This is a genomic window from Streptomyces sp. NPDC059477 (genome assembly GCF_042749375.1).
GTDB lineage: Bacteria > Actinomycetota > Actinomycetes > Streptomycetales > Streptomycetaceae > Streptomyces.
This window is the reverse complement of sequence record NZ_JBHYUG010000079.1, coordinates 11671-37823: the sequence shown is the minus strand read 5'-3', so window position 1 is coordinate 37823 and position 26153 is coordinate 11671. Positions and strand designations below refer to the sequence as shown.

Genomic DNA, 26153 nt, shown 5'->3' with positions numbered 1-26153 from the left:
GAGCAGCCGCCGCGCGCCCGCTCGCCGCACACTGCCGGGGGGCCCGCCCCCGCGCCGCGGGGCGGGGGGGCACCGGGGGGGCGCCGGGCCGGGGCCGAGATCGGGGAGGAGGGTACTGGTCATGGATCAGGAACTCCGGAGCCGCGGGTCGATGACGGGATACAGCAGCTCCACCACGGTGGAGATCACGACGAAGACGAAGGCCGACAGCAGCACCACACCGATCACCACCGGCATGTCCTTGGCGGTCACCGCCTGGAGCACCAGCGAGCCGATACCGGGCCGCCCGAACACCGTCTCCACCAGCACCGCGCCGCCGATCAGCGAACCGGTGAGCCAGCCCGCGAGGGTCAGCAGCGGTACGGCCGCGTGCCGCAGCGCGTGCCGCACCCGTACCGCCGACTGACCCACCCCCCGGGAGCGGGCGGTGACCACGAACGGCTGGGCCAGCGCCGCCTCCAGGCCCTCGCGCAGCACCTGGGCCAGCACCCCGGTCAGCGGCAGCGCCAGCGTCACGGCGGGCAGCACCAGCGCCGCGAACCCGTCGGCACCGGCCACCGGGAACACCGGGAACTGGAACGACAGCACGGTCAGCAGCACGATCCCGACCCAGTAGGACGGGGTGGATGCCGCGATCAGCTCCCACACCGAGGCCACCGCCCGCAGCGCGGGCCGCCGCCCGGCCGTCGCCACCGCGGACAGCACCGCGAGGACGACGGCCAGCACCAGCGCGGCCAGCGCCAGTTGCACGGTCGGCACCAGCTGATCCCCGATCAGCTCCCACACCGGCCGCTGGAGCTGGTACGACTCGCCGAGGTCGCCCTGGACCAGCCGTCCCAGATAACGCACGTACTGCTCGGCCACGGGCAGGTCGAAGCCGTACTCGCGGCGGATCTCCGCCCGTACCTCCGGGGAGCCCGCGTTGGACGGCCCCAGCAGCACCGACACCGGGTCGCCGGGGATCATCCGCAGGGCGAGGAAGGCGAGGGTCGCCGCCCCCACCATCACCGCGAGGGCCGATCCCAGCCGGGTGAGAACCGCGCGGGCAGGCCCCGCCGCCGTGGCCGGCTTCACTTGCCGTCCAGCCAGGCGTCGTAGTACGTCAGCCAGTTGCTGGCGCTGAACGTCAGACCCTTGACGGCGGTGGACGTCCCGACCTGGGAGACCTGGCTGTACATCGGGACGACCAGCGCGAGGTCGATGGCCCGCTGCTGCACCTTGGGATAGACGTCGGCGTGGACCTTCTCGTCCAGCGTGGCCCGGCCCTCGTCCGTCCAGGCGTCCAGCTGGTCGTCCTTGACGAAGGTGGCGTTGATGCCGCCCTCGGCGGGCGCGCTGCCCGAGTTGAGGAACAGCCACAGCACGTCCGGGCTGAACCGGGGCCAGCTCATGTCCACGATGTGCGCCTTGCCGCCGTACACCTGCGTGTTGTACGTGCCCAGGTCCAGGCTGGGCCGCTGGACCTCGATGCCGATCTTCTTCAGGTCCTCCTGGGCGGCCTGGCCGAGGACGTCACGGCCCTCGCGGGTGGCCTGGATCGACAGCACCGGCCATTCGATGGTCAGCCGCTCGCCGTCCTTGGTGCGGTAGCCGTCCGCGTCCCGCGCGGTCCAGCCCGCCTCGTCCAGCAGCTGCCCGGCCAGCTTCGCGTCGTAGGGCCAGCTGCCCTCAAGGGTCTTGTCGTAGTTCGGGGTGGTGGGGCTGATCGGGCTCCAGGCGCGCGGGTACTGGCCGAAGGTGACCGTCTCGACGTTCTGGTCGATGTTGATCCCGCGCTGTACGGCCTCGCGCACCCGCTGGTCGTCGAACGGGGCCAGCGAGCCGTTGAGCCACAGGTTGTAGTTGCCGCCGGGGGCCGCGCGGGACAGGAGGGAGAGCGCGGAGTTGGCCTCGACCGCGGCGACGTTCTGCGGCGGCACGGCCTTCGCCACGTCCACCTGACCGCTCGTCAGCGCGCCGGAGCGCACCGAGGCGGTGGGCAGGAAGCGGAACTCCAGCTTGTCGAGATGGGCGGGCCCGGTGTGGGTGGCCGTTTCGGGCGCCCAGTCGTAGTCCGGGTTGCGGGTCAGCACCGCGGACTGGCCCTTGGTGTAGCTGGTGAACAGGAACGGCCCGCTGCCCACGTTGGTGGGCCCGCCCGAGGCGAGCTTGGCCGCGTCGGTCTTGAGCGTCTCGGGGGAGTAGAAGCCCAGGTAGGGCGTGCTGGCGGCCTGGAGGAACGGGGCGAACGGCTGGGAGAAGGTCACCTTCGCGGTGTGCGTGTCGACGATCTCGGTGCCGGTGTAGGGGCCGAGCAGGCTCACCGCGTACAGCGACTTGGTGGAGTCGGCCACGATGTGGTCGAAGTTGGCCTTCACCGCGGCGGCGTCGAAGGCGGTGCCGTCGCTGAACGTCACATCGGTGCGCAGTTCGAAGGTGTAGCTCTTGTAGTCGTCCGCCACTTCCCAGGTGGTGGCCAGCCAGGGGTGGAACTCTCCGTCGGCGTCCTGCGCGACCAGGGAGTCGACCACCTGCCGCTGGATCTCGGCGGTGACGTCCTGGGTGCTGGCGTGCACGTCCCAGGAGACCGGTTCGGTGTCGACGGCGGTGGTGAGCGTGCCGCCCTGGACGGGCGTGTCCGAGCCGGAGTCACCCGTGTTCCCGCCCCCCGACGAGCAGGCGGTGAGCAGGAGGAACCCGGCCAGCGCCGCCGCGAGCGGACGGGCGAGGCGGGCCAGGGACATACGGGATGTACGGGCCGGGCGGGCGGATCCGGCCGGCCGGGACGATCTGGCCGGCGGGGCCGACCGGGCTGACAGGGGCGTGCGCATGGTGGTTCTCCGGGCGTGAGTGCTGCTGGGTGAGGGAGGGGGAACGGGAGGGGGAAGGGGTGGGAGAGGTTCAGGCATCGGGTGCCTCCGCCGCGAGGGCCGTGGCGCCGACCAGCGGCAGGACGGCGTCCTCGCCGGGCGCGTGCACCCCGGCCGACTGGATGTCACGGAAGTGCCGCTCCAGCGGGTTCTCCCGGGCCAGCCCGGGGTTCCCGAGCAGCCGGAGCCCGGTCTCCACGGCACTGGTGACATGCCGTACGACGATGACCTTCGACGCCAGAGCGTCGACACCGCGGACGGGTTCGCCCCGGTCCACCTGCCCGGCGACCCCGAAGATCAGCTGCTCGGCGCTGGAGAGCAGGGTCTCTATCTCGCCGGCCCCTCTCTTGTACCGTCCGGTGCCGGCGAGCGAATGGCCCAGCGCGGCGGGCACCCGCTCATGGGCGTAGGTGTGCACGGCGCTCTGGGCGGCCCGCGCGACCCCGAGGTAGAGGGCGGACGACAGCAGCAGCGTCACACTGCCGGGCAGGACACCCGGGGCGGGAGCGGCGCCGGGCGGGGCCAGTTCGTGCACATGGTCCGCGGGGATCTCTACGTCCGTGAACACCACCTCGTTGCTGCCGGTGGCGCGCATGCCGAGCTGGTGCCAGGTGGGGAGGATCTCGATGCCGGGCGTCCCGGCCGGGACGATGAAGTTGCCGACGCGCGGCTCGGGCTCGTCCGTCGCGGCCCAGACCAGGAAGTAGCTGAGCCCCTCGGAGCCGGTGACATACCGTTTGTGGCCGGTCAGCGACCAGCCGTCGGCGGTCCGGCGGGCCGTGGTCGCGGGCAGCGGGCCCCGGGTGGACGAGCCCATCTCCGGCTCCGCCCGCGCGTGGTTGAGCAGCGTCGGCCGCAGCGCGGACTCCGCCAGCACCCGCCGGTACAGCTCCTCGGGCCAGGGACTACGGGGGTGCAGCAGATGCGGGACGATGGTCATCCCGGCGATCAGCGCGACCGATGGATCCCCGCGGCCCAGCGCCAGCAGGATCCGGGTGATGTCGGTGAAGGACCCGCCGGGACCGCCGTACCGGGGATCCACTCCCGCGGTCAGCAGCCCCGCGTCATGGACCAGTTGGAGGGATTCGTGGGGGAAGGCGCCGGTGCGGTCGTACTCGGGCGCCCGCGCCGCGAGCGCCGCGGTCACCTCGTGCAGACGGCCGAGGTCAGGACGGGGCAGTCCGCTCTCGGCGGCCGGAGGGGATGCGGAACCGGTGACGGATCCGCTCACCGAACCGGTGGCGACGTCGGTGGCGGGACTCATGACGCCCTCGCCTGGGCGAGGAGAGCCGGTGCGGGGGCCAGAGGCATGGGCGTGTCCTTGGTGTCGGGTGACGCTCCGGGCACGTGGGGTGAGCGGAACGGGGGACGACGACACGGCTCACCTCGGGCGCGGGGCGAGGATCCGTGCGGGACCCCGGCCGGGCGCCGACCGTGGGGAGAAGTGGGGAGACCGTGTCGAAGGGCGCGGGCGGGCGGCCCGCGGTCCGGCCTGCGCACCCGCGCTCACCGCGAGAGCGGTGGTGCGAGGGGTACGGGTCAGGCGGAGGGGGTCAGCGACAGCTGGTCGACTTGACCTTGCCGAAGTCCACGACGCGGCACTGCGTCAGACGGGGCATCAGGAGATCGCTGCGTCCAGGGCGAACCGCATCGGCGGCACCCCGGCCGAATTCCGTCGCAGTCATAGGCCCGAACATGCCCTTGAGCATGCAGGACTGGTCCGGGCCACGTCCAATGCCGATTTCTGATCAAGGCTGATCGCGCGGGCCGATCGGTCGGGTGCCGCCGAGGGCCCGGGGGAGCGGCCGGGGCGGGGTGCGGCGCCCGGAGAGCGCGACTGGGCCGATATTCGTACGATATGTCTCTCGGTGTCTGCGTGATCGCGGGTCCGGGAATGTCCGCGAAATCGGACTCCAGGGCTGTTCCCAGTTTTGATCATCGGCTTCGCGAGTATCCGAGGTGCGGTGAGAGCGGCTCGCCGCAGCGGCGGGAGCGGGAGGGGAAGGAACCCGAACGGCTGGAACCCGATCGGCCGGAACCGGACGGCCCGGAACCGGACGGTCCGGAACCCGGAGGGCCGGAATCCGGACGGCCGGAATCCGGACGGGAGATGAGAGGAGGGCGGTGAGGGTGACACCGGACGGTGACGGTGCCCGGCGAGGGCGCGCGGAGAGCGAGGAGGAGCGGGCGGACCGGCAGTGGGCCGACCTCCTCCAGGAGGTGCGGGTGACCCAGACGGGCGTGCAGATCCTGTTCGGTTTCCTGCTCGCGGTGGTGTTCCAGCCGCGCTTCGCCGATCTCTCCGACGCGGACCAGGGCATCTACCTCGCCACCGTGTTCCTGGGTGCCGCGGCGACCGGGGCCCTGATCGGGCCTGCGGCGCTGCACCGGATGCTCACCGGCCGCAAGGTGAAGCCGCAGACCGTGCAGTGGGCGTCCCGGCTGACGGTGATCGGGCTCGTCCTGCTGCTGGGCACCATGACCTCGGCGCTGCTGCTGATCCTGCGGGTCGTCCTGCACAACACGCTGGCGGGCTGGCTGGTCGTACCCGTGGTGGTGTGGTTCGTCCTGTGCTGGTTCATCCTGCCGCTGTGGGCCCGGACGCGGGTCGGGCGTCCGCCGGGGGCTCTGGATCCTCCAGGCGGGCCAGCCAGTTCGTGAGCAGCGCTTCGAGGGTCGCGGCCTCGGCGGGGGTGAGCCGGTCCAGCAGCCGCCGTTCGTTGCGCATGTGGTCCGTGAACGCCCGGTCGATCAGCTCGCGGCCGGGGCGGGTGAGGGCGACGATCCGGCCGCGCTGATCGTCGGCCGCGCGCCGCCGGGTGACGAGCCCGGCCCGCTCCAGCCGGTCGATCCGCTTGGTCATCGCCCCCGTGGTCACCATGGTGTACGCGGCCAGCTCGCCCGGTGCCCGCTCGTACGGCTCCCCGGCGCGGCGCAGGGCGCACAGCACGTCGAACTCGCCCTCGCCGAGCCCATGACGGCCGTACACCAGCGTCAGCTCCTCGGTGAGCCGGCCGGCCAGCCGGTGCAGCCGCCCGATCACCCCCTGCGGGCCCACATCGACATAGGGCCGCTCACGGCCCCACTCGGCCTGGATGCGGGCCACATGGTCGGGTACCGGTCCATGCCCCCCGGCCCCGGCACCGGCCACTTCCTGACTGCTCCTGTCCATGAGCCCCATATTAGCTTCCCGGGAAACTATTATGGCGCTACATTACCTTCCATGGAAGGCAATATGCGCTGGGTGGCCCTGACCGCCGTCGCCCCGGTGGCCTGGGGCGCCAACTACTACGTCACCCATGAGTTCCTCCCGGCGGACCGCCCGCTGTACGGGGCCGCCCTGCGCGCGCTGCCCGCCGGTCTGGTGCTGCTGGCCGTGGCCCGGCAGCGCCCGCGCGGGGCGTGGTGGTGGCGTTCGGCGGTGCTGGGACTGCTCAACATGAGCGTCTTCTTCGTCCTCGTGTACGTCGCCTCGCAGCTCCTTCCGACCAGCGTGGCCTCGACGGTCATGGCGGTCTCCCCGCTGACGATGATGCTCGTCGCCTGGCCCCTGGTCTCCCAACGGCCCCGCGCCGCCCATCTGCTCGGCGCCGCGATCGGGCTCGGCGGGGTCGCGCTCATGCTGCTCACCGGGCAGGACGGCCTGAGCCTGCCCGGCGTCGCCGCCTCGGTGGCCGCCGTCCTGGTGTCGTCCTTCGGCCACCTCCTGGCCACCCGGTGGAAGGACGGGGCGGATGTGCTCGCCGCGACCGCCTGGCAGCTCACGGCCGGTGGAATCCTGCTCCTCCCGGTGGCGGCGGCCGTCGAGGGCGCACCCCCCGCGCTCCCGGCGTCCACGCTCCTCGCCTTCGCCTATGTCGCCCTCGTCGCCACCGCGCTGGCCTTCGTCGCCTGGTTCACCGGGCTGCGCCATCTGCCCGCCGGTACGGTCGGCCTGATCGGCCTGCTCAACCCCGTGACCGGCGTCCTGCTCGGCACGGCGGTCGCCGGGGAGGCCCTGACGGCCCAGCAGGTGTGCGGGCTGGTCCTGGTGCTGGCCGGGGTGTGGCTGGGGCGGCCCGCAGGACGGGGACGGCCGGGAGGACCGGGGCGGCCCGGACGACGGGCGGGACGGGGTGACGAGAGACAGCCCGCGCGGGCGCGGTGTGGCGAGGGGAGATGGCCGGCCTGGGCGCGGCGGCGGGCCAGCGGGCGGGTGCCCCGGCAGCCGGGTGCCGGGGAGCGCCCGGCGCGGGCGGCGGCCCGATGCGATGGCCCGTGAGCGGCCCCGGCGGTGTGCCCCTCCGGGGTGGCCTCCTTGGGCGGCGGTCGCCTCGGCTGCGGGGCACGCCTTCCCTACGGGGGTGCCTTCGCACGGGGGTGTGCTCCTGCGGGGCGTTTCCTCGGGCGGCGGTCGCCTGGGCCACGAGGTGCCTTGGCTGCGAAGTGCCTTCGCTGGGGGCGTGCCCCGCTGGGGCCTCCCGTCGGCCGAAGGGGGCGTGCTCCGCTGGGGCGTCTGCCTGGCCGAAGGGCGCCTCGCTCGGGACAGGTCTCCTCCGGCGGGTCCTCGGGAGCCGGCCGTCTGTAGATATCCCGCACGGCCTTCAGTAGGTGTCCCGCACGGCCTTCAGTAGGTGTCCCGCGCGGCTGTCAGTAGACGTCCCGCACATACCGCTTCTCCGTGGCCATCCGGCGGACATACGCGGCGGCCTCATCGCGTGCCATGCCGCCATGGGTGGCCACGATCTCCTTGAGGGCCTCGTCCACGTCCTTGGCCATCCGCCCCGCGTCGCCGCACACGGCGAAGTGGGCGCCGTCGCGGAGCCACTGCCACAGCCGGGGCCCGTGCTCACGCATCCGGTCCTGGACGTACACCTTGTTGCGCTGGTCGCGGGAGAAGGCGAGGTCGAGCCGGTCCAACTGGCCGCCCGCCCGGTACGCCTCCAGTTCCTCGCGGTGGTAGAAGTCGGTGGCCCGGCGCTGTTCACCGAAGAAGAGCCAGTTGGGGCCGGAGTGACCCCGGGCCTGACGGTCCTCCAGGAAGCCGATGAAGGGAGCCACCCCCGTGCCCGGACCGACCATGATCAGCGGGGCCGCGGGATCGGCCGGCGGCCGGAAATGCGGGGAGCGCTGGACGAACACCTGCACCGGCCCGTCGTCCGCGTGGTCGGCGAGATAGGCCGAGCACACCCCCGTACGGTGGCGGCCCGCCTCGCCCGTGTAGCGGACGACGGAGACGGTGAGCCGCACCTCCCCGGGGTGGGCGAGCGGGCTGGACGAGATGGAGTACAGCCGGGGCGTCAGTCGTCCCAGCACCCCGGCCCACTCCGCCGCCGAGGCCCGTACGGGGAACTCGGCGAGTACATCGGCGGCCTGGCGCCCCCAGCTCCACCGGGCCAGCGTGTCCTTGTTGTCCGGGCGCAGCAGCCGCTTGAGGTCATGGCTGCCGGTCCGCTCGGTCACGAACCTGAGCAGACCGGCGCCGATCCGCGAGATGTCCAGCCGGGTGCGCAGCGCCTCTTCGAGGGGCACGGGGGACGGATCGCCGAGGTCCACCGGCTCATCCGGGCCGAGTCCGGTGAGCGCGAGCCATTCGGCGACCAGGTGGGCGCCGTTCGCCGGCCAGACGCCGAGCGCGTCCCCGGCCTCGTAGGCGAGTTCCCCGTCCCGGGTGTCGAAGGCGAACTGCCGTACCTCCTTGCCCGAACCCGGCAGGCTCAGCAGCCGGTTGCCCACGAGGAGGGTGACGAAGGGGGAGTTCTTGGTGTAGGCGGCCCGCTCGGGGGTCGCGGGCGCGTGGACAGTGGCCTCAGGCGGCGGGACCGGCTCGACGCCGTGCGTGGCCAGGGCGGTGACCACTTGGCCGAGCCAGTGCCCGGCGCTCTCCTCGAAGTCCGGTTCGCAGTCGGCGCGCGGTACGAGCCGGGTGGCGCCGAGGGTGTCGAGCCGTTCGTCCAGCCGACGCCCGTGGCCGCAGAAGTCGTCGTAACTGGAGTCGCCGAGCGCCAGCACCGCGTAGCGGGTCCCCTCCAGCCGGGGCGCGTCCGGCGCGGACAGCGCCTGCCAGAAGGCGGAGCCGTTGTCGGGCGCGTCGCCGTCGCCGAACGTGCTGGTGACGAGGAGGACATCAGTGTCCCCGGCGAGCCCCGCAGGCGCCGCCTCGTCCATGGGCAGCACCTCGGCGGCCCGGCCCACCCGCGCCAGCCGCGCGGCGGCCCCGGCCGCGAACTCCTCGGCGTTGCCCGTCTGCGAGGCCCACAGGACGAGCAGACGGCGGGCCGGGAGAGGGGCGTCAGCGGCCGGGTGGTCGGCCGGGGCGGGTGCGGTGGCCATGTCCGTACGGGAGTACATCCCGGCGAGGACGCCGTCCACCCACAGGGCGTGGTCCGGGGCGAAGGGGGCGCCCGGGGGGAGTACGGGGACGCGTCCGTCGGGCGAGGTGCGGGCGAGGCCGGAGAGATACCCGGAGAGGTAGCGGCGTTCGGGCTCGGTGAGGGGCGCGGGGGCGTGATCGGCGATACCGAACAGATCGGCGAGGGCCCGGACAGGGGAGTCGGCGGTGGCGACAGCCGGTAGGAGGGCGTCAACGGTGGCGGGCACAGGGCCCGCCACAGGGAGGGAGCCGACCGGCGAAGTCATCCCCACGGTCTGCGGCACTCCCGCCGGGCGTCCCTCCGGCACTCCCGCCCGACCGGCGACCGACCGCCCTTCCGGCAGTCCCGCCGGTATCGGCGCGGCGATCCTGGTGAGCGCCACCGCGCAGACCTTGAACTCGGGCTGGAAGGAGAGCGGGTCGACGGCGTCGCTGGTGACGGCGTTGACACTGAGGTACTCGCCGAACAGGTCGTTCCAGTGGAAGGGCGCGAAACAGTTCCCCGGCCGCACGCGGTCGGTGACCACCGCGGGCAGCACGGCCCGGCCGCGCCGGGAGGCGACGTCCACCCGGTCGCCGTCGGTGACGCCCAGCGCGGCGGCGTCCTCGGGGTGCACCTCCACGAACGGGCCGGGATGGAGCTTGGTGAGCTTGCCGACCTTGCCGGTCTTGGTCAGGGTGTGCCAGTGGTGCTGGAGCCGACCGGTGTTCAGGACGAACGGGTAGTCGTCGTCGGGGAGTTCGGCGGCCGGCAGATGCGGGCGGGCGAAGAACCGGGCGCGGCCGTCGGCGGTGGGGAAGGCCAGCCGGGGACGGGTCCCGTCGGGGCGTTCCAGAAGGGTCTGGCTGACACCGTCGTTGAGATAGCGGATCGGGTTGCGGTCCGGTCCGTCGGCGTCCGGGGCGGGCCACTGCACGGGCGTGGCGCGCAGCCGCTCGTAGCCGACCCCGCGCAGATCCCACCCCGTCTTCGGGTTCCACGCCCGCTTCAGCTCCTCGAACACCTCCTCCGCGCTGCCGTACGTGAAACCCTCCGCGAAGCCCATCGCGCATGCCACCCGCGCGATCAGCAGCCAGTCGGGCAGGGCCTGTCCGGGCGGGTCGACCACGCCCGGGACCAGGGTGAGACTGCGCTCGGAGTTGACCATCACCCCGTCGGACTCGGCCCACAGCGTCGCGGGCAGCACGGCATCGGCGTACGCGTTGGTCTCGGTGTCGGCGAACACGTCCTGGGTGATGACCAGTTCGGCGGCCTCAAGACCGGCGATGACGGTCCTGCGGTTGGCGACCGAGGCGACCGGGTTGGTGCAGATGATCCAGCACGCCTTGATGTCACCGGCGGCCATCCGCTCGAACATCTCGACCGTGCCGCGTCCCACCTCGGTCCGCAGAGTGCCGGGCGGGATCCGCCACAGCTCCTCCACGAAGGCCCGCTCGTCCTCGGCGAGCACCGACCGCTGACCGGGCAGACCGGGCCCCATGTACCCCATCTCGCGCCCGCCCATGGCGTTGGGCTGGCCGGTCAGCGAGAACGGGCCGCTGCCCGGACGGCAGATCGCACCCGTGGCCAGATGCAGATTGACCAGGGCGTTGGTGTTCCAGGTGCCGTGCGTGGACTGGTTGAGCCCCATGGTCCAGCAGCTCATCCAGTCACCGGCCTCGCCGATCCACCGCGCGGCCCGCCGCAGATCGTCCTCGGGGATACCGGTGATCTCCGCGACCCTCGCGGGCGGGTAATCGGCGAGGAAGGCGGGCATGTCCGCCCACCCGTCGGTGAACTCGGCGATGAAGCCGCCGTCCGTGTAGCCACCCTCGACCAGCAGGTGCAGCAGCCCGTTCAGCAGCGCGAGATCGGTGCCGGGCCGGATCTGGAGGAACAGATCGGCCTTGTCGGCGGTGGCGTTGCGGCGCGGATCGACCACGATCAGCTTGGCGCCGGACGCCTTGACCCGGTCCATCATCCGCAGGAACAGGATCGGGTGGCAGTCGGCCATGTTGGCGCCGATGACGAAGAACGCGTTCGCGTGGTCGAAGTCCTGGTACGAGCCCGGCGGGCCGTCCGCGCCCAGCGACAGCTTGTAGCCCGTCCCGGCGGACGCCATGCACAGCCGGGAGTTCGACTCGATCTGGTTCGTCCGCACGAACCCCTTGGCGAGCTTGTTCGCCAGGTACTGCGCCTCCAGAGACAACTGTCCCGACACATAGAAGGACAGCGCGTCCGGCCCGTGCTCGTCCAGGATCGCCCGCAGCGCGCCCGCGACCGACGCGATGGCCTCGTCCACGTCGGTGCGCACCGGCTGCGCGCCCCGCTCGGCCCGCGTCAGCGCCGAGTCCAGCCGGCCCGGCGCGGCCATCATGTCCGCGCTCGTGGCGCCCTTGGTGCACAGCCGCCCCGCGTTCGCGGGGTGCGCCTTGTCCCCGGCCGCCCTCGCCACCCGGCGGCGCCCGTCGACGGGGCTGCGGTCCAGCTCCAGCACGATCCCGCACCCGACCCCGCAGTACGAGCAGACCGTGCGGGCCCTGTCCTGAGTCGAACCCGCTGCCACTGAACCCCCACCGTGCGGTGCGTACGCCGTCCCGGGCACCGTACGGAGACCGAATTTCCGTTCCGTCACACGGCGACGGGGAACGGCGTTACGGCCCGCGCACGGGACGGTGGCGCCCGGTGTGAGAAGGGGACCGGCCACGGGGGCTTGCCCAGCGGCGGGCACTCTGACGTATGCTTCTATTGTTCTACTTCAATACGAACAACAACCAATGAACAACAACCAACAACCAACAACCAACAACCAACAACCAATGGCCAATGGCCATTGGCCAACGAACACCGAATCATGAGAACGGGGACTCGGATGACAGCCCTTCGCAGGTGTGCCCTGCCGGCCGTTCCGTTCGGGGTGGCAACCGTCGCCTACCTGGGTGTCTTTCTCGCCGGCTACGACCGGCTGCCCGACCGGATCGCCACCCACTTCTCGGGCGGCGGCACGGCCGACGGTTTCATGAGCCGGACCGCCGCGCTGTGGGCCGGCGGCGGTCTGCTCGTCGGGCTCGGCGTGCTCTTCACCGTGCTGACCGTGACCGCGGGAGGGGGCGCGAAGGCGCGGCTGCCCGCCGCGGCCGGGGCGGGCACGGCCGTCACGCTCGGCTACCCGCTGGTGATCACCGTCCTGGTCAACACGGGCGTCCAGGACCCGGCGGACGTGCGGCTGCCGCTCTGGCATGTGGCCGTACTGCTGCTCGCCGGCCTCACCACCGCCGCCGTGGTCTGGCGGCTCATCGACGCCGGTCCCGACCACGCCACCACGCCGCCGGTCCCCGCGCTGCCGCTGGCCGAGGGAGAGGCGGCGGCGTGGAGCCGTACGGTCCGCTCGCCCGCCCTGCTCTGCCCGGCCGCCCTCATGGCGCTCGGCGGACTGTTCGCCCTGCTGCTCGGACCCTGGTGGAGCGGGCCGCTGTTCCTCGTCCTCGGCCTCGCCTGCGCCGCGTCCGGCGCGGTCCGGGTCACCGTCGACCGGCGCGGGGTCACCGTGGCCTCCACCCTGCTGCCCAGGCCCCGGCTGGCGCTGCCGCTCACGGGGGTCGAGCGCGCCGGAAGCGTCCGGGTGCACGCCGTGGGGGACTTCGGCGGCTGGGGCTACCGGGTCCGCCCCGACCGGCGCGGAGTGGTGCTGCGCTCCGGGGAGGCCCTGTCGGTCCGTACGACGGGCGGGCGGGAGTACGTCGTCACCGTCGACGACGCGACCACCGCGGCGGCCCTGCTCAACGCGCTCGTCGAGCGGCGTGCCGGGGAGCGTGGCTGAGGATGCTGTTCCGGGTCCTCCCAGGCTCGCCCGTGCCGCTCGGCGAACAGATCGCCGCCTGTGTGCGCGGAGCCATCGCCGACGGTACGGCGGTTCCGGGGGAACGGCTGCCACCGGCCCGCGAGGTCGCCGACTCGCTGGGCGTCAATGTGCACACCGTGCTGCGCGGCTACCAGCGGCTGCGGGACGAGTCCCTGATCGAGCTGCGCCGGGGACGGGGCGCGGTGATCACCGCCGCTCCCGACGCGGCGGGCCGCGCCCGGCTCACCGAGGGCGTCCACGCCCTCATCGGACAGGCCCGCGAGCTGGGCCTCACCGACGAGGAGTTCCTGACCCTGGTCCGCACCGGACTGGGCGGCGGGGAAGCCTGACCCGGGGCGGGCGGCCGGGACGCCACGGGTGGCTGAGCCCGGTCGGGGCGGGGGCGGTTGAGGCGGTCCGGGGTGGCTGAGGCGGTCCGGAGTGGGGTAACGACACCCGAGTGACGGCGGGGACCGGGCCCATGGAGCGGGGGGCGGTGACAGAGCTTACGGAATCACCACATAGATTCTCATATCATCACCGCGCGCGACCCGCTCTCCCGAGAGGGGCCGCGCGCCGCGACGGCGCCCACCATTCGCCACCCGCCGCGACCGCCACAGACGAGGAGACCCCGTGCCGCGCTCAGCCCCCGCCGGTCAGCCCGCCGACACCGACGGCACCGCCGACGCCTCCCGGGCCGCCCGGCGCCGAATAGGCCGGGCCGCGCTCGTGACGGGCGTGGCGGCCGGTGTCGGCTTCGGCGGGCTCTACCTCGTGGGTCTGCTCGCCGCGGGCGACGACGTACCCGACGGCGTCCGGGTGAGCGGCGTGGACATCGGCGGCATGAGCCGTACGGAGGCCAGGGCGGCCCTGGAGAAGGGCCTCGGGGACGCGTGGGCCGAGCCCATACCGGTCCGGGTCGGCGACGAGAACGCCACCGTCGACGCCCGCACCGCCGGCCTCACGCTCGACAGCGAGGCGACCGTCACCGAGGCCGCCCGCTCGGGCAACGGCCCCTTCACGGTGATCGGCCGCCTGTTCACCAGCCCCGACCGCGATGTCGAACCGGTCGTCGGGATCGACCGGGACAAGACCCGCGCCGCGCTCACCGCACTGGCGAAGGACCACGCCCGCGAGGCCCGCGATGGCGCGATCGGCTTCAGCGAGGGCGAGGTGACCCAGGTGAAGCCGGTCACCGGCCAGTCCCTCGACGTGGACGGCGCGGTAGGGGCGCTGTCCTCGGTGATCCCCGGCACGGCCGCGGAGCCTGTCCGGCTCCCGGTGGACACCACCGAGCCCCGCGTCGGGGCCGACGAGGTCGACCGCGCCCTGGAGGAGTTCGCCCGGCCCGCGATGTCCGGCCCCGTCACCCTCACCACGAGCGCCGGACGCGTGGAGATCAGCCCGGTCACCCTCGGCGAGCACCTCACCGTCAAGCCGGACAAGTCGAACAAGCTCGTCCCCACGCTCGACGGCGCCGCCCTCCTCGCCGACCCGGCGGTGGCGAGCCCGCTGGCCCTGGCCACCGACGAGGCCGAGGAGGCCAAGCTCCGCATGGAAGGCGGCCGGGTCGTCGTCGCCTCCGGCGGCCGATCCGGGCAGGAGGTCACGGCCAAGGCCCTCAAGGACGCCGTACAGCCCCTGCTCACCAAGACCGGCACGGCCCGTACCGGCGCGGTCGCCGTCGAGGAGGTCAAGCCGAAGCTCTCCGCCGACAACCTCGACGCGCTGGGCATCAAGGAACAGATGTCCACCTTCACCGTCGACTTCGAACCCGAGCCGTACCGCGTCACCAACATCGGCCGCGCCGCCGAACTCATCGACGGATCCCTCGTCCTGCCCGGCGAGACCTGGAGCATGAACGGCACCGTCGGCGAGCGCACCGAGGCCAACGGCTTCGTCGAGGGCATCATCATCAACAACGACCAGTTCGAGATGGCGGCGGGCGGCGGCGTCTCCGCGGTCGCCACCACCATCTTCAACGCGGTCTTCTTCGCGGGCGTCGACCCCGTCGAGTACGGCGCCCACTCCTTCTACATCGAGCGCTACCCGGAGGGCCGCGAGGCCACCGTCGCCTGGGGCAGCCTCGACCTGAAGTTCCGCAACGACTCGGGCAACGCCATCTACATCGACGCCCAGGCCACCGACACCTCCATCACCATCAGCTTCCTCGGCACCAAGAAGTACGACTCCGTGGAGTCCGTCACCGGCCCGCGCACCAATGTGCAGGAGCCCGGCACCCGTGAGGGCGCCGCCGAGCAGTGCGTGCCGCAGACCCCGCTCGAAGGCTTCGACGTCGCCGTCGACCGGGTCTTCGAGAACGGTGGCAAGGAGGTCGGCCGGGAGACCTTCAACACCCGGTACGTCCCCCGTGACGAGGTCGTCTGCGACAGCTGACCCCTTGGGGTCCCCTGCCCCCGGGGTCCCGCGTCGCCCGGCAGCCCCTGACCGAAACCCGCTCCCGGACCCGTGCCGGCTTCGTATCGCGCCCGCCAAGAGGGCATGCGTGTACGCATCACCGGCACGGCTCCGGGTACGCAACGCCGATGAGGCTGAGTGTGATTGACGCGGGATCGAACACGGTGCGGCTGGTGGTGGCGGACACCAAGGACGGGGTACCGCTGCCCGTCCACACCGCGAAGTGGAAACTGCGCCTGTCCGAACAGGTCGGTGCCGACGGCGGCCTCGGCGAGGCGGCCACCGAGCAGCTGGTGCAGGCCGTGGCCAAGGCGGCCAGGACGGCCGGACACTGGGGCGCGCCGCAGCCGCTGGCCTTCGCCACCGCCGTCGTGCGCAACGCGCCCGACCGCGCCGAGGTGCTCGCGGCGGTGCACGCCCGTACCGGGGTACGGCTGTGTCTGCTGCCCGGCGAGGTGGAGGCCGAGCTGACCTTCCTCGCCGTACGGCGCTGGATGGGCTGGCGCGCCGGCCCGCTGGCCCTGTTCGACATCGGCGGCGGCACCCTCGAAGTCGCCTTCGGCCGGGGCCGGACACCGGAGTTCGCGATCTCCCTGCCGCTCGGCGCGCGCCGCCTCACGGACGAGTACCTCGCCCACGCCGACCCGCCGGCGGCGCCCGCGATCCTCGCCCTGCGCCGCGAGGTACGCCATCAGCTGCGCGACGCCGGGGCCCGGATCCGCTGGGAGCATCCGCACACCGCCGTGGGCACCTCACGGACGTTCCAGCAACTGGCCCGGCTGTGCGGCGCCGCCCCGGGCCGCCGGGGCCCGTTCGTCGGGCGCGACCTGCGCCGCGGCGAGCTGCGCGCGGCCATCGACCGGCTCGCCGAACTGCCCGCCACCGGCCGCTCCGCCCTCCCCGGCATCTCCGCGCCGCGCGCCCGCCAGAGCCTCGCGGGCGCGATCGTCGGCCACACCGCGATGAAACTGAGCGGCCTCAAATCCCTGGCGGTCTGCCCCTGGGCCCTTCGCGAGGGCATCCTCCTCCGACACCTGGAAGACGGCCCGCACTGGTGGCAGGACATGACCCGGCACGCCATCGACACCACACCCACCTCCGTCCCACCCCCACGCAGCCCCGAACCGGCCCCATGAACCACCCCGGCCCCCTCACACCACGCCCGACATCCACACCGCCGGGCGTGCGCCCCGCCCCCGCGCGTCACCGACCCGGGTTCTTGCGGCGCACTCCATGCACGGCGGGCCCGTTCCTGGAGGGCGGGTCGGCGCCCGTCCCGGGGCGTGCTGCCCGTTGGCCCGTCGGGAGCCGGTCCGTGCCGCGGGGTGGGCGCCCGCCTCGCTTCCGCGCGGTGCCGCACCGGGTTCCGGAAAGGTGCCCCGGCGCGGCTCGCCCGTTTCCGGTAAGCGGGCCGGCGCCCGGCCCGGGGCGTGTTGCCTGTTGGCTCGCGGGGACCGGGTCCGTGCCGCAGCGCGGGCGCCCGCCTCGCTCCCGCGCGGTGCCGCACCGGGTTCGTAAAGGGTGCCCCGGCACGGCCGACCCGTTTCCGGTCGGCAGGCTGGCGCCTGGCTCGGGGCGTGCTGCCCGCTGGCCCGCAGGGACCGGGTCCGTGCCGCAGGGCGGGCGCCCGCCTCGCTCCCGTGGGCGCCGGCCCAGGTCCCTGAAGCGCGCCCCCGGCGCGGCCGACCCGTTCCCGGTCGGCGCGCTCCTGCCCGGCATCCGGCACGCCGCCCGTCGGTCCACCGGGACCGGTGCCCGCGCCGCCGCGCAGGCGCTCACCCCCGCGCCACCTGGCTCAGCACCCCCCGTCAGCCCAGCCCAGCCCAGCCCAGCCCCGCCAACCCGGCCGGCGAGCCCTCTTCACCCCGCCGCGTCCCGCGCCCCCGCCGGATCACGGTCCCCAGCCGCCCCGTCCGCCCCCGCCATACCGGGAGCCCCGGCCCCCGTCCTCCCCGAGTCGGCAGCTCCGGCCCCCGTCCTCCCCGCGTCGGCAGCCCCGGCCCCCGTCCTCCCCGCGCCGGGGGTCCCGCCCCCCACCCCCACCCGCGCCGGAAGAAACGTCACCTGTGGTGCCCCCGTGCGGGGATGGATCGTGACCTCGCCCGCGACCCCGTACACCTCGGCCAGCAGCCGGGGGGTGAGGACCTCACCAGGTGGGCCGGAGGCCGTGACGTGGCCCTCGTGGAGGACGTAGAGGCGGTCGCAGTAGTACGCCGCGAGGTTGAGGTCGTGCAGGGCCACCAGAACCGTCGCCGGGAGTTCGCGCAGGGTGCCGAGGACGGCCAGCTGGTGGCGGATGTCGAGGTGGTTGGTCGGCTCGTCCAGCACCAGCAGCGAGGGCTGCTGGGCGAGCGCGCGGGCGATCAGGACCCGCTGGCGTTCGCCGCCGGAGAGCTGGTCGAAGGAGCGGGCGGACAGCTCGGCGGCGTCGACCGTGTCCAGGGCGGACTCGATCAGCCGGGCGTCGTCGGCGGTGTCGCCGTCCAGGAGCCTCTTGTGCGGGGTGCGGCCCATCGCGACGACCTCGCGGACCGTCAGATCGAAGTCGGCGCCCGCCTCCTGCACGACCGCCGCGACGGTACGCGCCAGCTCCCGCACCGGCAGCGTCCAGGCGTCGGCCCCGTCCACCCGCACCTCACCGGAGTCGGGCCGCAGCACCCGGTACACGGCCCGCAGCAGGCTGGACTTGCCGCTGCCGTTGGGGCCGACCAGCCCGACCACCTCGCCCGGCCGGGCGGTCAGCGAGATGTCCCGCACCAGCCGGCGCGCGCCGGCGGACAGCGTGACCTGGTCGACGACGAGTTCGGCGGGGCTCATACGGCTCCTCGATCCGTGCCGCGCCGGGCGTCCCGGCGCATCAGCCACAGGAAGAACGGCCCGCCGCACAGCGCGGTGAGCACCCCGACGGGGATCTCCAGCGGCGCGGCGACGGTCCGGGCGGCGACATCGGCCCAGATGAGGAAGACGGCCCCGCCGAGCGCGGCCGTCGGCAGCACCCGGCGGTGATCGCCGCCCACGAACAGCCGGACGATGTGCGGCAGCATCAGACCGACGAACCCGATCGGCCCGGCCGCCGCCACCAGCACCCCGGTGACCAGCGACAGCAGGACGAACATCCGGGCCCGGAACCGCCCCACGTCCAGCCCCATCGTGGTCGCCGCCTCCTCACCGGCCAGCAGCAGATTCAGATTCCGGGCCTGCACCAGCAGCACCCCGACACCGACCGCGAGCGCGCCGGCCGGCAGCCACAGCGTGCCCCAGTTGACGCCGCCGAGACCGCCGAGGGTCCAGGCGAGCACCTCGCGCGCCTGATTGCCCCGCTCGGTGGTGAGCAGCAGCAGGTTCGTCGCCGCGGTGAGCACCGCCGCGATCGCCACCCCGGACAGCACCAGCCGCACGGAGGTGATCCGCCCGCCGGTCCGCGCGGTGGCGTACACCAGCAGCAGCGCGCCGAGCGCGCCCGCGAACGCCGCCACCGACAGCGACACCGCCCCGAACAAGGTCAGCGAGAACACGATCACCACGACCGCCCCGAGCGACGCCCCGGAGGACACCCCCAGCAGATAGGGCTCGGCCAGCGGGTTGCGCAACAGCGCCTGCATCGCCGTACCGACCACCGCGAGCCCGGCGCCGACCACCGCGCCGAGCAGGACGCGCGGCGCCCGCACATCCAGCACGATGGTCTCCCGCGCCCCGGACCAGTCCGGCTCGACCCACCCGGCGCCCAGCGCGTGCGTCACGATGCCCCACACCTGCCCCGGCGGCACCCGCACCGAGCCGATCGCCAGCGCGGCCGTCGCCGAGAGCACCAACAGCGCGGTGAGCACCAGCAGGGTCGCGGCGAGCGTCGCCCGGCCCGCCCTCGGCCCGCCCCCGGGAGACCCGGCGGCCCGCTCGGTGGCGGCGAGCGTCACCGGAAGCTCTCGGGGTGCAGCGCCGGGGCCAGATCCTCGACCGCGTACGCCGACCGCACCCCGACCAGGGTGTCCGTCAGCGGCAGCACCACGAACCGTTCGTTCTTCACCGCCGGGACGTCGGCCAGCGCCGGCTGCGCGAGCAGGAACTCCTTCTTCCGCTCGACGCTGCCCGCCCCGGCGTAGTCGTAGATGGCGATGACCTCGGGCCGGCGCTCCACGACCTGCTCCCAGGAGACGTCCCCGAAGACCTCGTCGAGATCGGCGAAGACGTTCTCGCCGCCCGCCAGCCGGATCAGCTCGCTGCCCAGCCCCTTGCCGCCCGCCGTGAACGCGGACTTGTCGCCGCTGTCGTACACGAACACCGGCACCCGCTCCTCGCCCGCCACCGCCGCGGACGCCGCCTCGACCCGGCCCTCAAGGTCGGTGACCAGCGCGTCGGCGCGCTCGGACACCCCGAAGATCTCACCGATGGTGCGGATCTCGTCGTAGGTGTCCTTCATCGTGGCCGACGCCGCGCCCTCGCAGTACTCGCGGTTGAGATAGGTGTCGATGCCCGCGTCGGCGAACGCCTCACGGGAGCGGCCCTCGTTGTCGGCGAACGCGCTGCCGTAGCCGCCGTAGACGAAGTCGGGCTCGGCGTCGAGAACCGTCTCGAACGACGGTTCCTTCTGAGCCAGTTCCGGGATCGCCTCGAAGTCCTTCGCCAGTTCGGGCAGCGGCGCCGAGTCGGGGAAGGCGGTGCCGACCATACGGTCCTTCAGCCCGAGCGCGAGCATCAGTTCGGCCGGGTGCTGGTGGATGGTGACGACCCGCTCGGGCGGGGCGTCGTACGTCGTGCTCACTCCGCAGTTGTCGATGGTGACGGGGAAACCGTCGGCGGGGGCGGCCGAAGCCTTCGGATCGGCGCCGGAACCACCGGACGAGCCGCAGCCGGCGGCCAGCAGCGCCGCCGACAGGGCGAGCGCCGCCGCGCGCAGCCGCCGGCGGGCAGGGGTGGACAGGGCGGGACGGGACATGCCGTCGTACACGTTGAGCCTCCTGGGGAGTCCGCGCTCCTCAAAACGGGCCCGCGACAGGCCAGTGTCCTGACTCCCGGATCGACGTTCCCCCCGCCTTCCCGCGCGTCGCGCAGTGGCATGTCGAAGGGTTGCACTCCCCGGTCACAGTGGCGGGACCGTGCCGGACTCACACCGGCTTCCTGTCTCCCGTCGCGGCTATTGACCTCGTGATACTACGTTCCGCACAGTCCGGGCCAAAAGGTCAGGGGGATCACACCCCCCGCCCCTGGCGCGTCGCCGCCTCAGTCCTGCCGCGTCGCCCGCACCACCAGCCGCTCGGCGTTCTCGTCGTAGGGCCGTCCGTCGAAGCCGCCGAAGACCTCCACCCGGCCGAACCCGGCCTCCGCCACCATCCGCCGCAGCTCGACCGCGCTGTACACGAACCACACCAGCGTGGCCCGGGTGACCCGCTCGCCCCGCACCAGGACCCAGTCGCTGCGCAGCCGCGCCCAGTCGTCCAGCACGGTGTCCGTCTGCACCATCAGATCCTCGCCGCGCGTCACCACCTTCGGCGGGGTGACCCGGCGGGCCAGCAGCTCCTTGCCCGCGAGGTCGAGCAGCAGCGTTCCGCCGGGCGCCAGGCAGTCGTGCAGGGTGCGCAGCACCCGCGCGTTGTCGGCGGGGTCCTCGAAGTACCCGAACGACGTGAACAGATTGAGGGCGACATCGAAGCCGCCCGGCGCCGTGTACTCCCGCGCGTCCGCCCGCACGTACGTGACGCCGACCCCCGCGTCGGCCGCCAGCTTGCGTGCCCGCTCCAGCATCGCCGGGCTCAGATCCACCCCCGTCACGGCGTAGCCGCGCCGGGCCAGCGGCACGGTGAACACGCCCGGACCGCAGCACAGGTCCAGCACCCGCGCCCCGGCCGGGAAGTCCAGCAGCGGAGAGCTGCCGAGCAGATCGGCGGCCTGGGTGTGGCGCTGCTCGGAGAACAGGAAGTCATGGAACTCGGTCCAGAAGTCGTCGTCCTGGAACCCGCCGGTCCGTGTCATTCGGCCTCATCGCTCCTTCGTCGTCGGCACCGTGGGGGAGGGGGTCTCGGGTGGTACGGCGGCCGGGGCGTCCCGGGTCGCGGGGCCGCGCAGCAGCGCCAGCAGCCAGGGCAGCAGCAGACACTGCGCGGCGGCCAGCAGCCAGAACCAGCCGGTGTCCCCGGCCCGTTCCCCGGCCCCGTACAGCTGCCCGCCCAGCACCCCGCTCGCGCCCGCCCCCAGCCCCGCCGCCAGCCGCTGCTGACCGAAGACGACGGCGTCCGAGCGCGGGCTGCGCGCCAGTGCCTCCAGGTCGTTCTTGAGGAACAGCACGATGTCGCCCAGCGTGATCAGCGCCCCGCCCGCCAGCAGCGCCGGGCGGCTGCCGATCGCCAGCACCGCCAGCCCCGCCGCGAGCCCGGCGAAACCGACGCCGAGGGCGAGGGCGTACGGCATCCGCCGGATCAGGTCCGACGCGAGCGGCTGGACGACGATCACCAGCGCGAAGCACAGCAGCAGGACCAGGCTGTAGAACTCGCTGGAGGCCCGCTCGACCGCGTACACCGCGAGGAAGTGCTGGAAGTGGAAGTACAGATAGAAGGCAAGGAGGTTGGCGGCGAACGGGAGCGCCGCCACGCCGGTCAGCAGGCCCTGCCGGGACGGCTGCTGGCCCGGCGGGCGTTCCCCGACCGCCGGAAGCCGGGTGTGCCCGGCCGTGACCAGCAGGAACAGGGCGGTGACGGCGACGAACAGCCAGCCCGGCGAGGACAGCACGAACGGCCCGGCGATCAGCGGGCCCACCGCCATGCCCGCGTTGAGGGCCGCGTTGCCCGCCGACAGGAACGCCGGGCGCCGCTCGTCGGCCACCCCGTGTACCAGATACGCCTTGTTGGCGGGCAGATACAGGGCCGCGCCGCAGCAGGTCAGGACCAGCGCCGGAACCGCCAGCGGCGGCCAGCGCAGCGCCAGCAGCATCCCGGTGAACCCGGCCGTACGGACGATCAGCGCCCACAGCATCGTGCGGCGCAGCCCGATCCGGTCCGCGAGCGCCCCGCCCGCGATCCCGCCGGAGAACTGCACGAGGGACGCCACCGCCAGCACCACGCCGACCGTGCCGAGCCCCATACCGAGCCGCTCGTGCAGGAACACCGACATGAACGGCAGCACCATGAAACTGCCGAGCGGGATCAGGAACGAGCTGAGCAGCAGAAACCGCAGCGGCCCGTCGAGCGGCCCCAGCCCCGCCCGGCCCTTGGCACGTTCACTCACCGGACGCGGCCCCGGGCGCGAACGGCTCGGTGAGCACCCGTACGGCGTTCGCGGCGGCCACCGCCCGGTGGGTCGCCAGCTCGGCGGTCTCCGCCTCCGCGTACACGATCCCCGCGTAGCCCCGGCTGTCCGCCAGATGCTCCACCGGGTCGCCGACCCGCTTCACCGGGAACCAGGCGGGCGCCCCCGGCAGCTCCGCCAGCCGCTCCAGCCCGGCGACCCCGCTGAACACGCCCGGCGCGGCCGGATACCCCAGCACGAACGCCACGGCCGGACCGCCCGGCGGCTCGGCGTCCAGCAGCCCGGGCCGCCGCCCCAGCGCCGTCTCCACTATCGCCTCGTACACATTGACCCCCAGCGCCCGGCACAGTCCCTCGCCGACCAGCGCGCCCCCGATCCGTGGATTGACCTCCACCAGCTCCGGCCCATCGGCGGTCAGCACGAACTCCACATGCGCGAACCGGTCGGTGTACCCGACGGCCGCCAGCAGCGCGTCGAGCCACCCCTCCAGGGAGCCGCGCAGCGCCTCGGGAAACGCCACCGGGAACGCCGTGATCTCCTCGCGGAAGTACGGCTCCGGCGACATCAGCCGGCTGGACACGCCCAGCAGCCGGGTCCGGCCCGCCCAGGTGAGGGTCTCGGCGCTGTACACCGGCCCGCCGAAGTACGGCTCCGCGAACAGCCTGCCCTTGAGGGTCCGCCCGGCCGACTCGGCGAGCGCCGCGTCCAGCTCGGCCTCGTCCCGCACCAGCCACACATTCTGGCTCCCGGTGCCCGCCGAGTCCTTCACCACGGCGGGCAGACCGATCTCCTTCAGCAGCAGCTCCCGTACGTCCCCGCCCGGCCCGTCCGCCGCCAGGGCCCGGCCCCGGCTCAGCCCGGCCTCGTACAGCAGATTGCGCACGGCCGCCTTGTCACGGGTCAGCCGCAGCACGTCCGGGTCGAGTCCGGGCAGCCCGAACCGGGCCGCCAGTTCGGCGCCGACCAGCATCCAGGTGTCGGTGGAGCTGATCAGCCCGCGCAGCTCGGGCGTGCGGCCCAGCAGCTCCGCGACGCCCTCCACGTCGAAGGTGTCGGTCTCCACCACGTCCAGCGCGTGCGCGGGCAGCCGCTCCAGCTCGTAGGCGTAGTAGGCGGGATCGCGGGTCAGCAGGACCAGCCGCTCGCCGAGCGCGTCGGCGGCGCGGACCAGGTGCCCGAGGCCGAAGGTGAGCGATTCCAGCAGTACGACACTCATGCCGCCCGCTCCTTCCATTCGGCGGGGCAGGGGGTGCGCCGCCACGCCATGGTCGACCAGGGCATGGCCAGTTCTCCGGCGCCGGAGATCTCGACGGGTTTGAGCACGGCCGGGTTGAGGGCCTCCGCGTGCCGGGCGAAGACCCGCTCCACATAGCGGTGCCCGGTGTCGGCGCCGATCACCAGATGCAGCCGGTCGGGGTGGCGGCGGGCCTCGTGCATGGCGGCCAGATATCCGGCGCCGGTGGACAGTCCGGCGAACACGGCGTGTTCGCGCAGCAGGGCGACGGCCCCGGCCATGGCGTGGGTGAAGTCGATCCAGTGCAGGGCGTCGTAGAGATCGTGCCGGACGTTGTCGAACACGATCGACGAGCCGATCCCGGCGATGATCGCCTCCGGGTCGTGATGGTCCTGGCTGCCGAAGGTGACACTCCCGAACGGCTGCACGCCCACCAGCCGCACCGAGGGGTCCGTGGCGCGCAGCCGTTCCACGATGCCGCCCGTCGAGGCGCCCGAGCCCACCCCGCCGACCAGGGCCAGCGGCCGGCCGGGGAACGCGGCGGTGATCCGGTCGGCTACCTCGTGATAGCCGAGGTAGTGGACGTCGTCGTGGTATTGGCGCATCCAGTGGCAGTCGGGGCGGTCGGCGAGGATCTCCCGCACCCGCCGCACCCGCAGTTCCTGGTCCAGCTTGAGATTGCGGGACGGCCGGACCTGCTCCACGGTGGCGCCGAGCACCTCCAGCTGGGCCCGGGTGGTGGCGTCCACGGTGGTGGAGGCGACGATGTGGCAGCGCATGCCGTAGCGGTGACAGGCCAGCGCCAGCGCGTAGGCGTAGATGCCGCTGGAGCTGTCGACCAGGGTCTGCCCGGGGCGGACCGTGCCCCGCTCCAGCAGCCGGCGGACGGCGGCGAGCGCCGAGTAGATCTTCATCGACTCGAACCGGATCAGCACCAGGCCGTCGGTGAGCCGTACCAGGTCGGGAACCTTCAGGGCGTCGGCGATGTGGGGGTGGATCACCCGTAGCCTCCTTGGGCGAATGTGCACTGGTGGCCGAGCGAGTGGAAGAACGCGGACAGTTCGGACTTGACGTCGGCGCCGGGGCGCCGGGCGAAGAGATAGCCGATCAGACAGCCGGTGTGCGCGACGAAGACCCCGTCGGCGCCGAACCGCTCCCGCTCGGTGAGCACGGCGTCGAACGCCGCCTTGGGCAGCACCTCCTGGGACAGCACCGCACTGCCGGTCGCCGCCCGCGCCACGGCCCCCGGATCACCTGTGGAGAACCCTTTCAGCAGAGCGTCCAGGCACCGCTCGTACTCCGTCCCGCGCCGCCGGTAGTGGGCGAGCAGCGGTTCGGTGACGGCGGCGGTGTCCACCGTGCCGGGCTCGGTGATGTACGCGGTGTGGAAGCCGATCCGGGTACCGAGCCGCCGCACCACCCGGTGCCGGCCGCTGAGATGGAGCGCGAACTCGTCCAGGAACACGCTGTCGGCCCGCTCGATCGCCGCCAGCACGCCGAGCACCACCTCCAGGTCGTAGGGCAGGCCGAAGAGCCGGAACAGACAGCGCAGCGTCGCCACGATGTCGGCGGTCGAACTGGCCATCCCCACGCCCACCCGCAGATCGGAGTGGGCGCTGAAGCGGCCGGGCGGCAGGGTGAGCCCGAAGCGGTCCAGGAACAGCCGGACGGCAGCGGCCGACTTCTCTCCGAGGACGGAAGCGGGCGGGCCCTGTGCGGTCCCGTCCGGCGTGAAGTGCACCCACGCGTGCCGGTCCACGGGGAAGGACACGAGCGCGATGTCGGGCTCGGGCCCCGCCCGCAACGGCCCCTGATACAGCTCGCCCAGGGTGCCGTGGCAGACCCCGGACACGGTACGGGTCACCGGCTCGCGCGCCGCCGGGGAACCCTCGGTGTCCCCCGGCGCCGACCGGGGCCGGCCCGCCCGGACGACGGGCACTCGTGTGGTCACGTACGGGTCCTCCTCCTGGTCCGAGCCGAACCGCGACCGGGAGCGAGGTGCGGCGATACGTACCGCGAGATGCGGCGATGCGTACGCCGTGCGGCATCCCTGAGCGTAGGCGGGAGCAAGCCGCTGCGGCAGGGGAGCATCCATGGGTTGTCCTGATGCGTTCGATTGTCCTGATGCAGTGGGTTGAAATGAGGCGGGAGATATGCAACGGGCGCGCGCGGTCGGGCCGATGGCCGTCCGGTATCCGGTCACACCCCGACCAAAAATGGCGCAAAAGTGCTGGCCTGATTTG

At 73.2% G+C, this 26153-nt stretch carries 18 protein-coding genes, 1 pseudogene and 1 riboswitch; of the genes and pseudogenes, 6 read left to right on the top strand and 13 right to left on the bottom strand.

Translation table 11 applies throughout. The features are described 5' to 3' along the window. Window positions 1–126 precede the first annotated feature (126 nt). The 3 genes from ACFXAZ_RS30035 to ACFXAZ_RS30025 all read right to left on the bottom strand — a co-directional run bounded on the left by ACFXAZ_RS30035 (window position 127) and on the right by ACFXAZ_RS30025 (window position 4113). Window positions 127–1074, bottom strand: coding sequence for an ABC transporter permease (locus tag ACFXAZ_RS30035; protein WP_384597532.1), 948 nt, complete (start codon window positions 1072–1074; stop codon window positions 127–129). Next, window positions 1071–2723 (bottom strand): ABC transporter substrate-binding protein, encoded by a 1653-nt coding sequence (locus tag ACFXAZ_RS30030; protein ID WP_384597530.1) that lies wholly within the window; start codon window positions 2721–2723, stop codon window positions 1071–1073. Before ACFXAZ_RS30030 ends, ACFXAZ_RS30035 begins: the two co-directional genes overlap by 4 nt. A gap of 157 nt (window positions 2724–2880) precedes the next feature. After that, window positions 2881–4113 carry an acyl-CoA dehydrogenase family protein gene (locus tag ACFXAZ_RS30025; protein WP_384597528.1) on the bottom strand — a complete coding sequence of 411 codons (1233 nt, stop codon included), beginning with the start codon at window positions 4111–4113 and terminating at the stop codon, window positions 2881–2883. A gap of 866 nt (window positions 4114–4979) precedes the next feature. Here ACFXAZ_RS30025 and ACFXAZ_RS30020 point away from each other — a divergent pair. Continuing rightward, window positions 4980–5510, top strand: a complete 531-nt coding sequence (locus ACFXAZ_RS30020) for a DUF6328 family protein (RefSeq protein ID WP_384597542.1) — start codon at window positions 4980–4982, stop codon at window positions 5508–5510. Here the strand turns inward: ACFXAZ_RS30020 and ACFXAZ_RS30015 are convergent. Further along, a complete protein-coding gene (locus tag ACFXAZ_RS30015; protein ID WP_384597526.1) occupies window positions 5428–6021 on the bottom strand; it encodes a MarR family winged helix-turn-helix transcriptional regulator in 594 nt (197 codons plus the stop codon). The genes ACFXAZ_RS30020 and ACFXAZ_RS30015 overlap by 83 nt on opposite strands. 63 nt (window positions 6022–6084) lie before the next feature. Between ACFXAZ_RS30015 and ACFXAZ_RS30010 the strand changes: the two genes are divergently transcribed. After that, window positions 6085–7110, top strand: a complete 1026-nt coding sequence (locus ACFXAZ_RS30010; protein ID WP_384597540.1) for an EamA family transporter — start codon at window positions 6085–6087, stop codon at window positions 7108–7110. Between the two features lie 368 nt (window positions 7111–7478). Here ACFXAZ_RS30010 and ACFXAZ_RS30005 read toward each other — a convergent pair whose 3' ends face one another. Further along, a complete protein-coding gene (locus ACFXAZ_RS30005; protein WP_384597524.1) occupies window positions 7479–11747 on the bottom strand; it encodes a molybdopterin-dependent oxidoreductase in 4269 nt (1422 codons plus the stop codon). A 306-nt stretch (window positions 11748–12053) separates the two neighbouring features. Here ACFXAZ_RS30005 and ACFXAZ_RS30000 point away from each other — a divergent pair, with 306 nt between their 5' ends. The 4 genes from ACFXAZ_RS30000 (at window position 12054) to ACFXAZ_RS29985 (ending at window position 16576) form a co-directional block, all read left to right on the top strand. Next, window positions 12054–13001 (top strand): DUF1648 domain-containing protein, encoded by a 948-nt coding sequence (locus ACFXAZ_RS30000; protein ID WP_384597522.1) that lies wholly within the window; start codon window positions 12054–12056, stop codon window positions 12999–13001. Window positions 13002–13003: 2 nt separating this feature from the next. Further along, a complete protein-coding gene (locus ACFXAZ_RS29995) occupies window positions 13004–13372 on the top strand; it encodes a GntR family transcriptional regulator (protein ID WP_384597520.1) in 369 nt (122 codons plus the stop codon). A gap of 379 nt (window positions 13373–13751) precedes the next feature. Continuing rightward, entirely contained in the window at window positions 13752–15419 is a 1668-nt protein-coding gene (locus tag ACFXAZ_RS29990) for a VanW family protein (RefSeq protein WP_384597538.1), read from the top strand. Between the two features lie 149 nt (window positions 15420–15568). Then, window positions 15569–16576, top strand: coding sequence for a Ppx/GppA family phosphatase (locus ACFXAZ_RS29985; protein WP_384597519.1), 1008 nt, complete (start codon window positions 15569–15571; stop codon window positions 16574–16576). 910 nt (window positions 16577–17486) lie between these two features. Here ACFXAZ_RS29985 and ACFXAZ_RS29980 read toward each other — a convergent pair. The 8 genes and pseudogenes from ACFXAZ_RS29980 to ACFXAZ_RS29945 form a co-directional block, all read right to left on the bottom strand. After that, a pseudogene (locus tag ACFXAZ_RS29980) lies at window positions 17487–18257 on the bottom strand (ABC transporter ATP-binding protein); the annotation flags it as partial. Continuing rightward, window positions 18254–19354 carry a FecCD family ABC transporter permease gene (locus ACFXAZ_RS29975; protein WP_384597517.1) on the bottom strand — a complete coding sequence of 367 codons (1101 nt, stop codon included), beginning with the start codon at window positions 19352–19354 and terminating at the stop codon, window positions 18254–18256. The pseudogene ACFXAZ_RS29980 and the gene ACFXAZ_RS29975, both read right to left, overlap by 4 nt. Then, window positions 19351–20385 carry an ABC transporter substrate-binding protein gene (locus ACFXAZ_RS29970; RefSeq protein WP_384597515.1) on the bottom strand — a complete coding sequence of 345 codons (1035 nt, stop codon included), beginning with the start codon at window positions 20383–20385 and terminating at the stop codon, window positions 19351–19353. Before ACFXAZ_RS29970 ends, ACFXAZ_RS29975 begins: the two co-directional genes overlap by 4 nt. A 29-nt stretch (window positions 20386–20414) precedes the next feature. After that, window positions 20415–20598, bottom strand: a riboswitch (cobalamin riboswitch). 59 nt (window positions 20599–20657) lie between these two features. After that, window positions 20658–21407, bottom strand: coding sequence for a class I SAM-dependent methyltransferase (locus tag ACFXAZ_RS29965; protein WP_384597513.1), 750 nt, complete (start codon window positions 21405–21407; stop codon window positions 20658–20660). Window positions 21408–21413: 6 nt separating this feature from the next. Next, window positions 21414–22655, bottom strand: coding sequence for an MFS transporter (locus ACFXAZ_RS29960; protein WP_384597510.1), 1242 nt, complete (start codon window positions 22653–22655; stop codon window positions 21414–21416). Further along, window positions 22648–23892, bottom strand: coding sequence for an ATP-grasp domain-containing protein (locus ACFXAZ_RS29955; protein ID WP_384597509.1), 1245 nt, complete (start codon window positions 23890–23892; stop codon window positions 22648–22650). The genes ACFXAZ_RS29960 and ACFXAZ_RS29955 overlap by 8 nt, the downstream gene beginning before the upstream one ends. Beyond that, window positions 23889–24911 carry a cysteine synthase family protein gene (locus ACFXAZ_RS29950; protein WP_384597507.1) on the bottom strand — a complete coding sequence of 341 codons (1023 nt, stop codon included), beginning with the start codon at window positions 24909–24911 and terminating at the stop codon, window positions 23889–23891. Before ACFXAZ_RS29950 ends, ACFXAZ_RS29955 begins: the two co-directional genes overlap by 4 nt. Next, the gene (locus tag ACFXAZ_RS29945) at window positions 24908–25861 is read right to left on the bottom strand and encodes a hypothetical protein (protein ID WP_384597505.1); all 954 of its coding nucleotides are present in this window, start codon (window positions 25859–25861) and stop codon (window positions 24908–24910) included. Before ACFXAZ_RS29945 ends, ACFXAZ_RS29950 begins: the two co-directional genes overlap by 4 nt. Window positions 25862–26153: the final 292 nt, after the last annotated feature.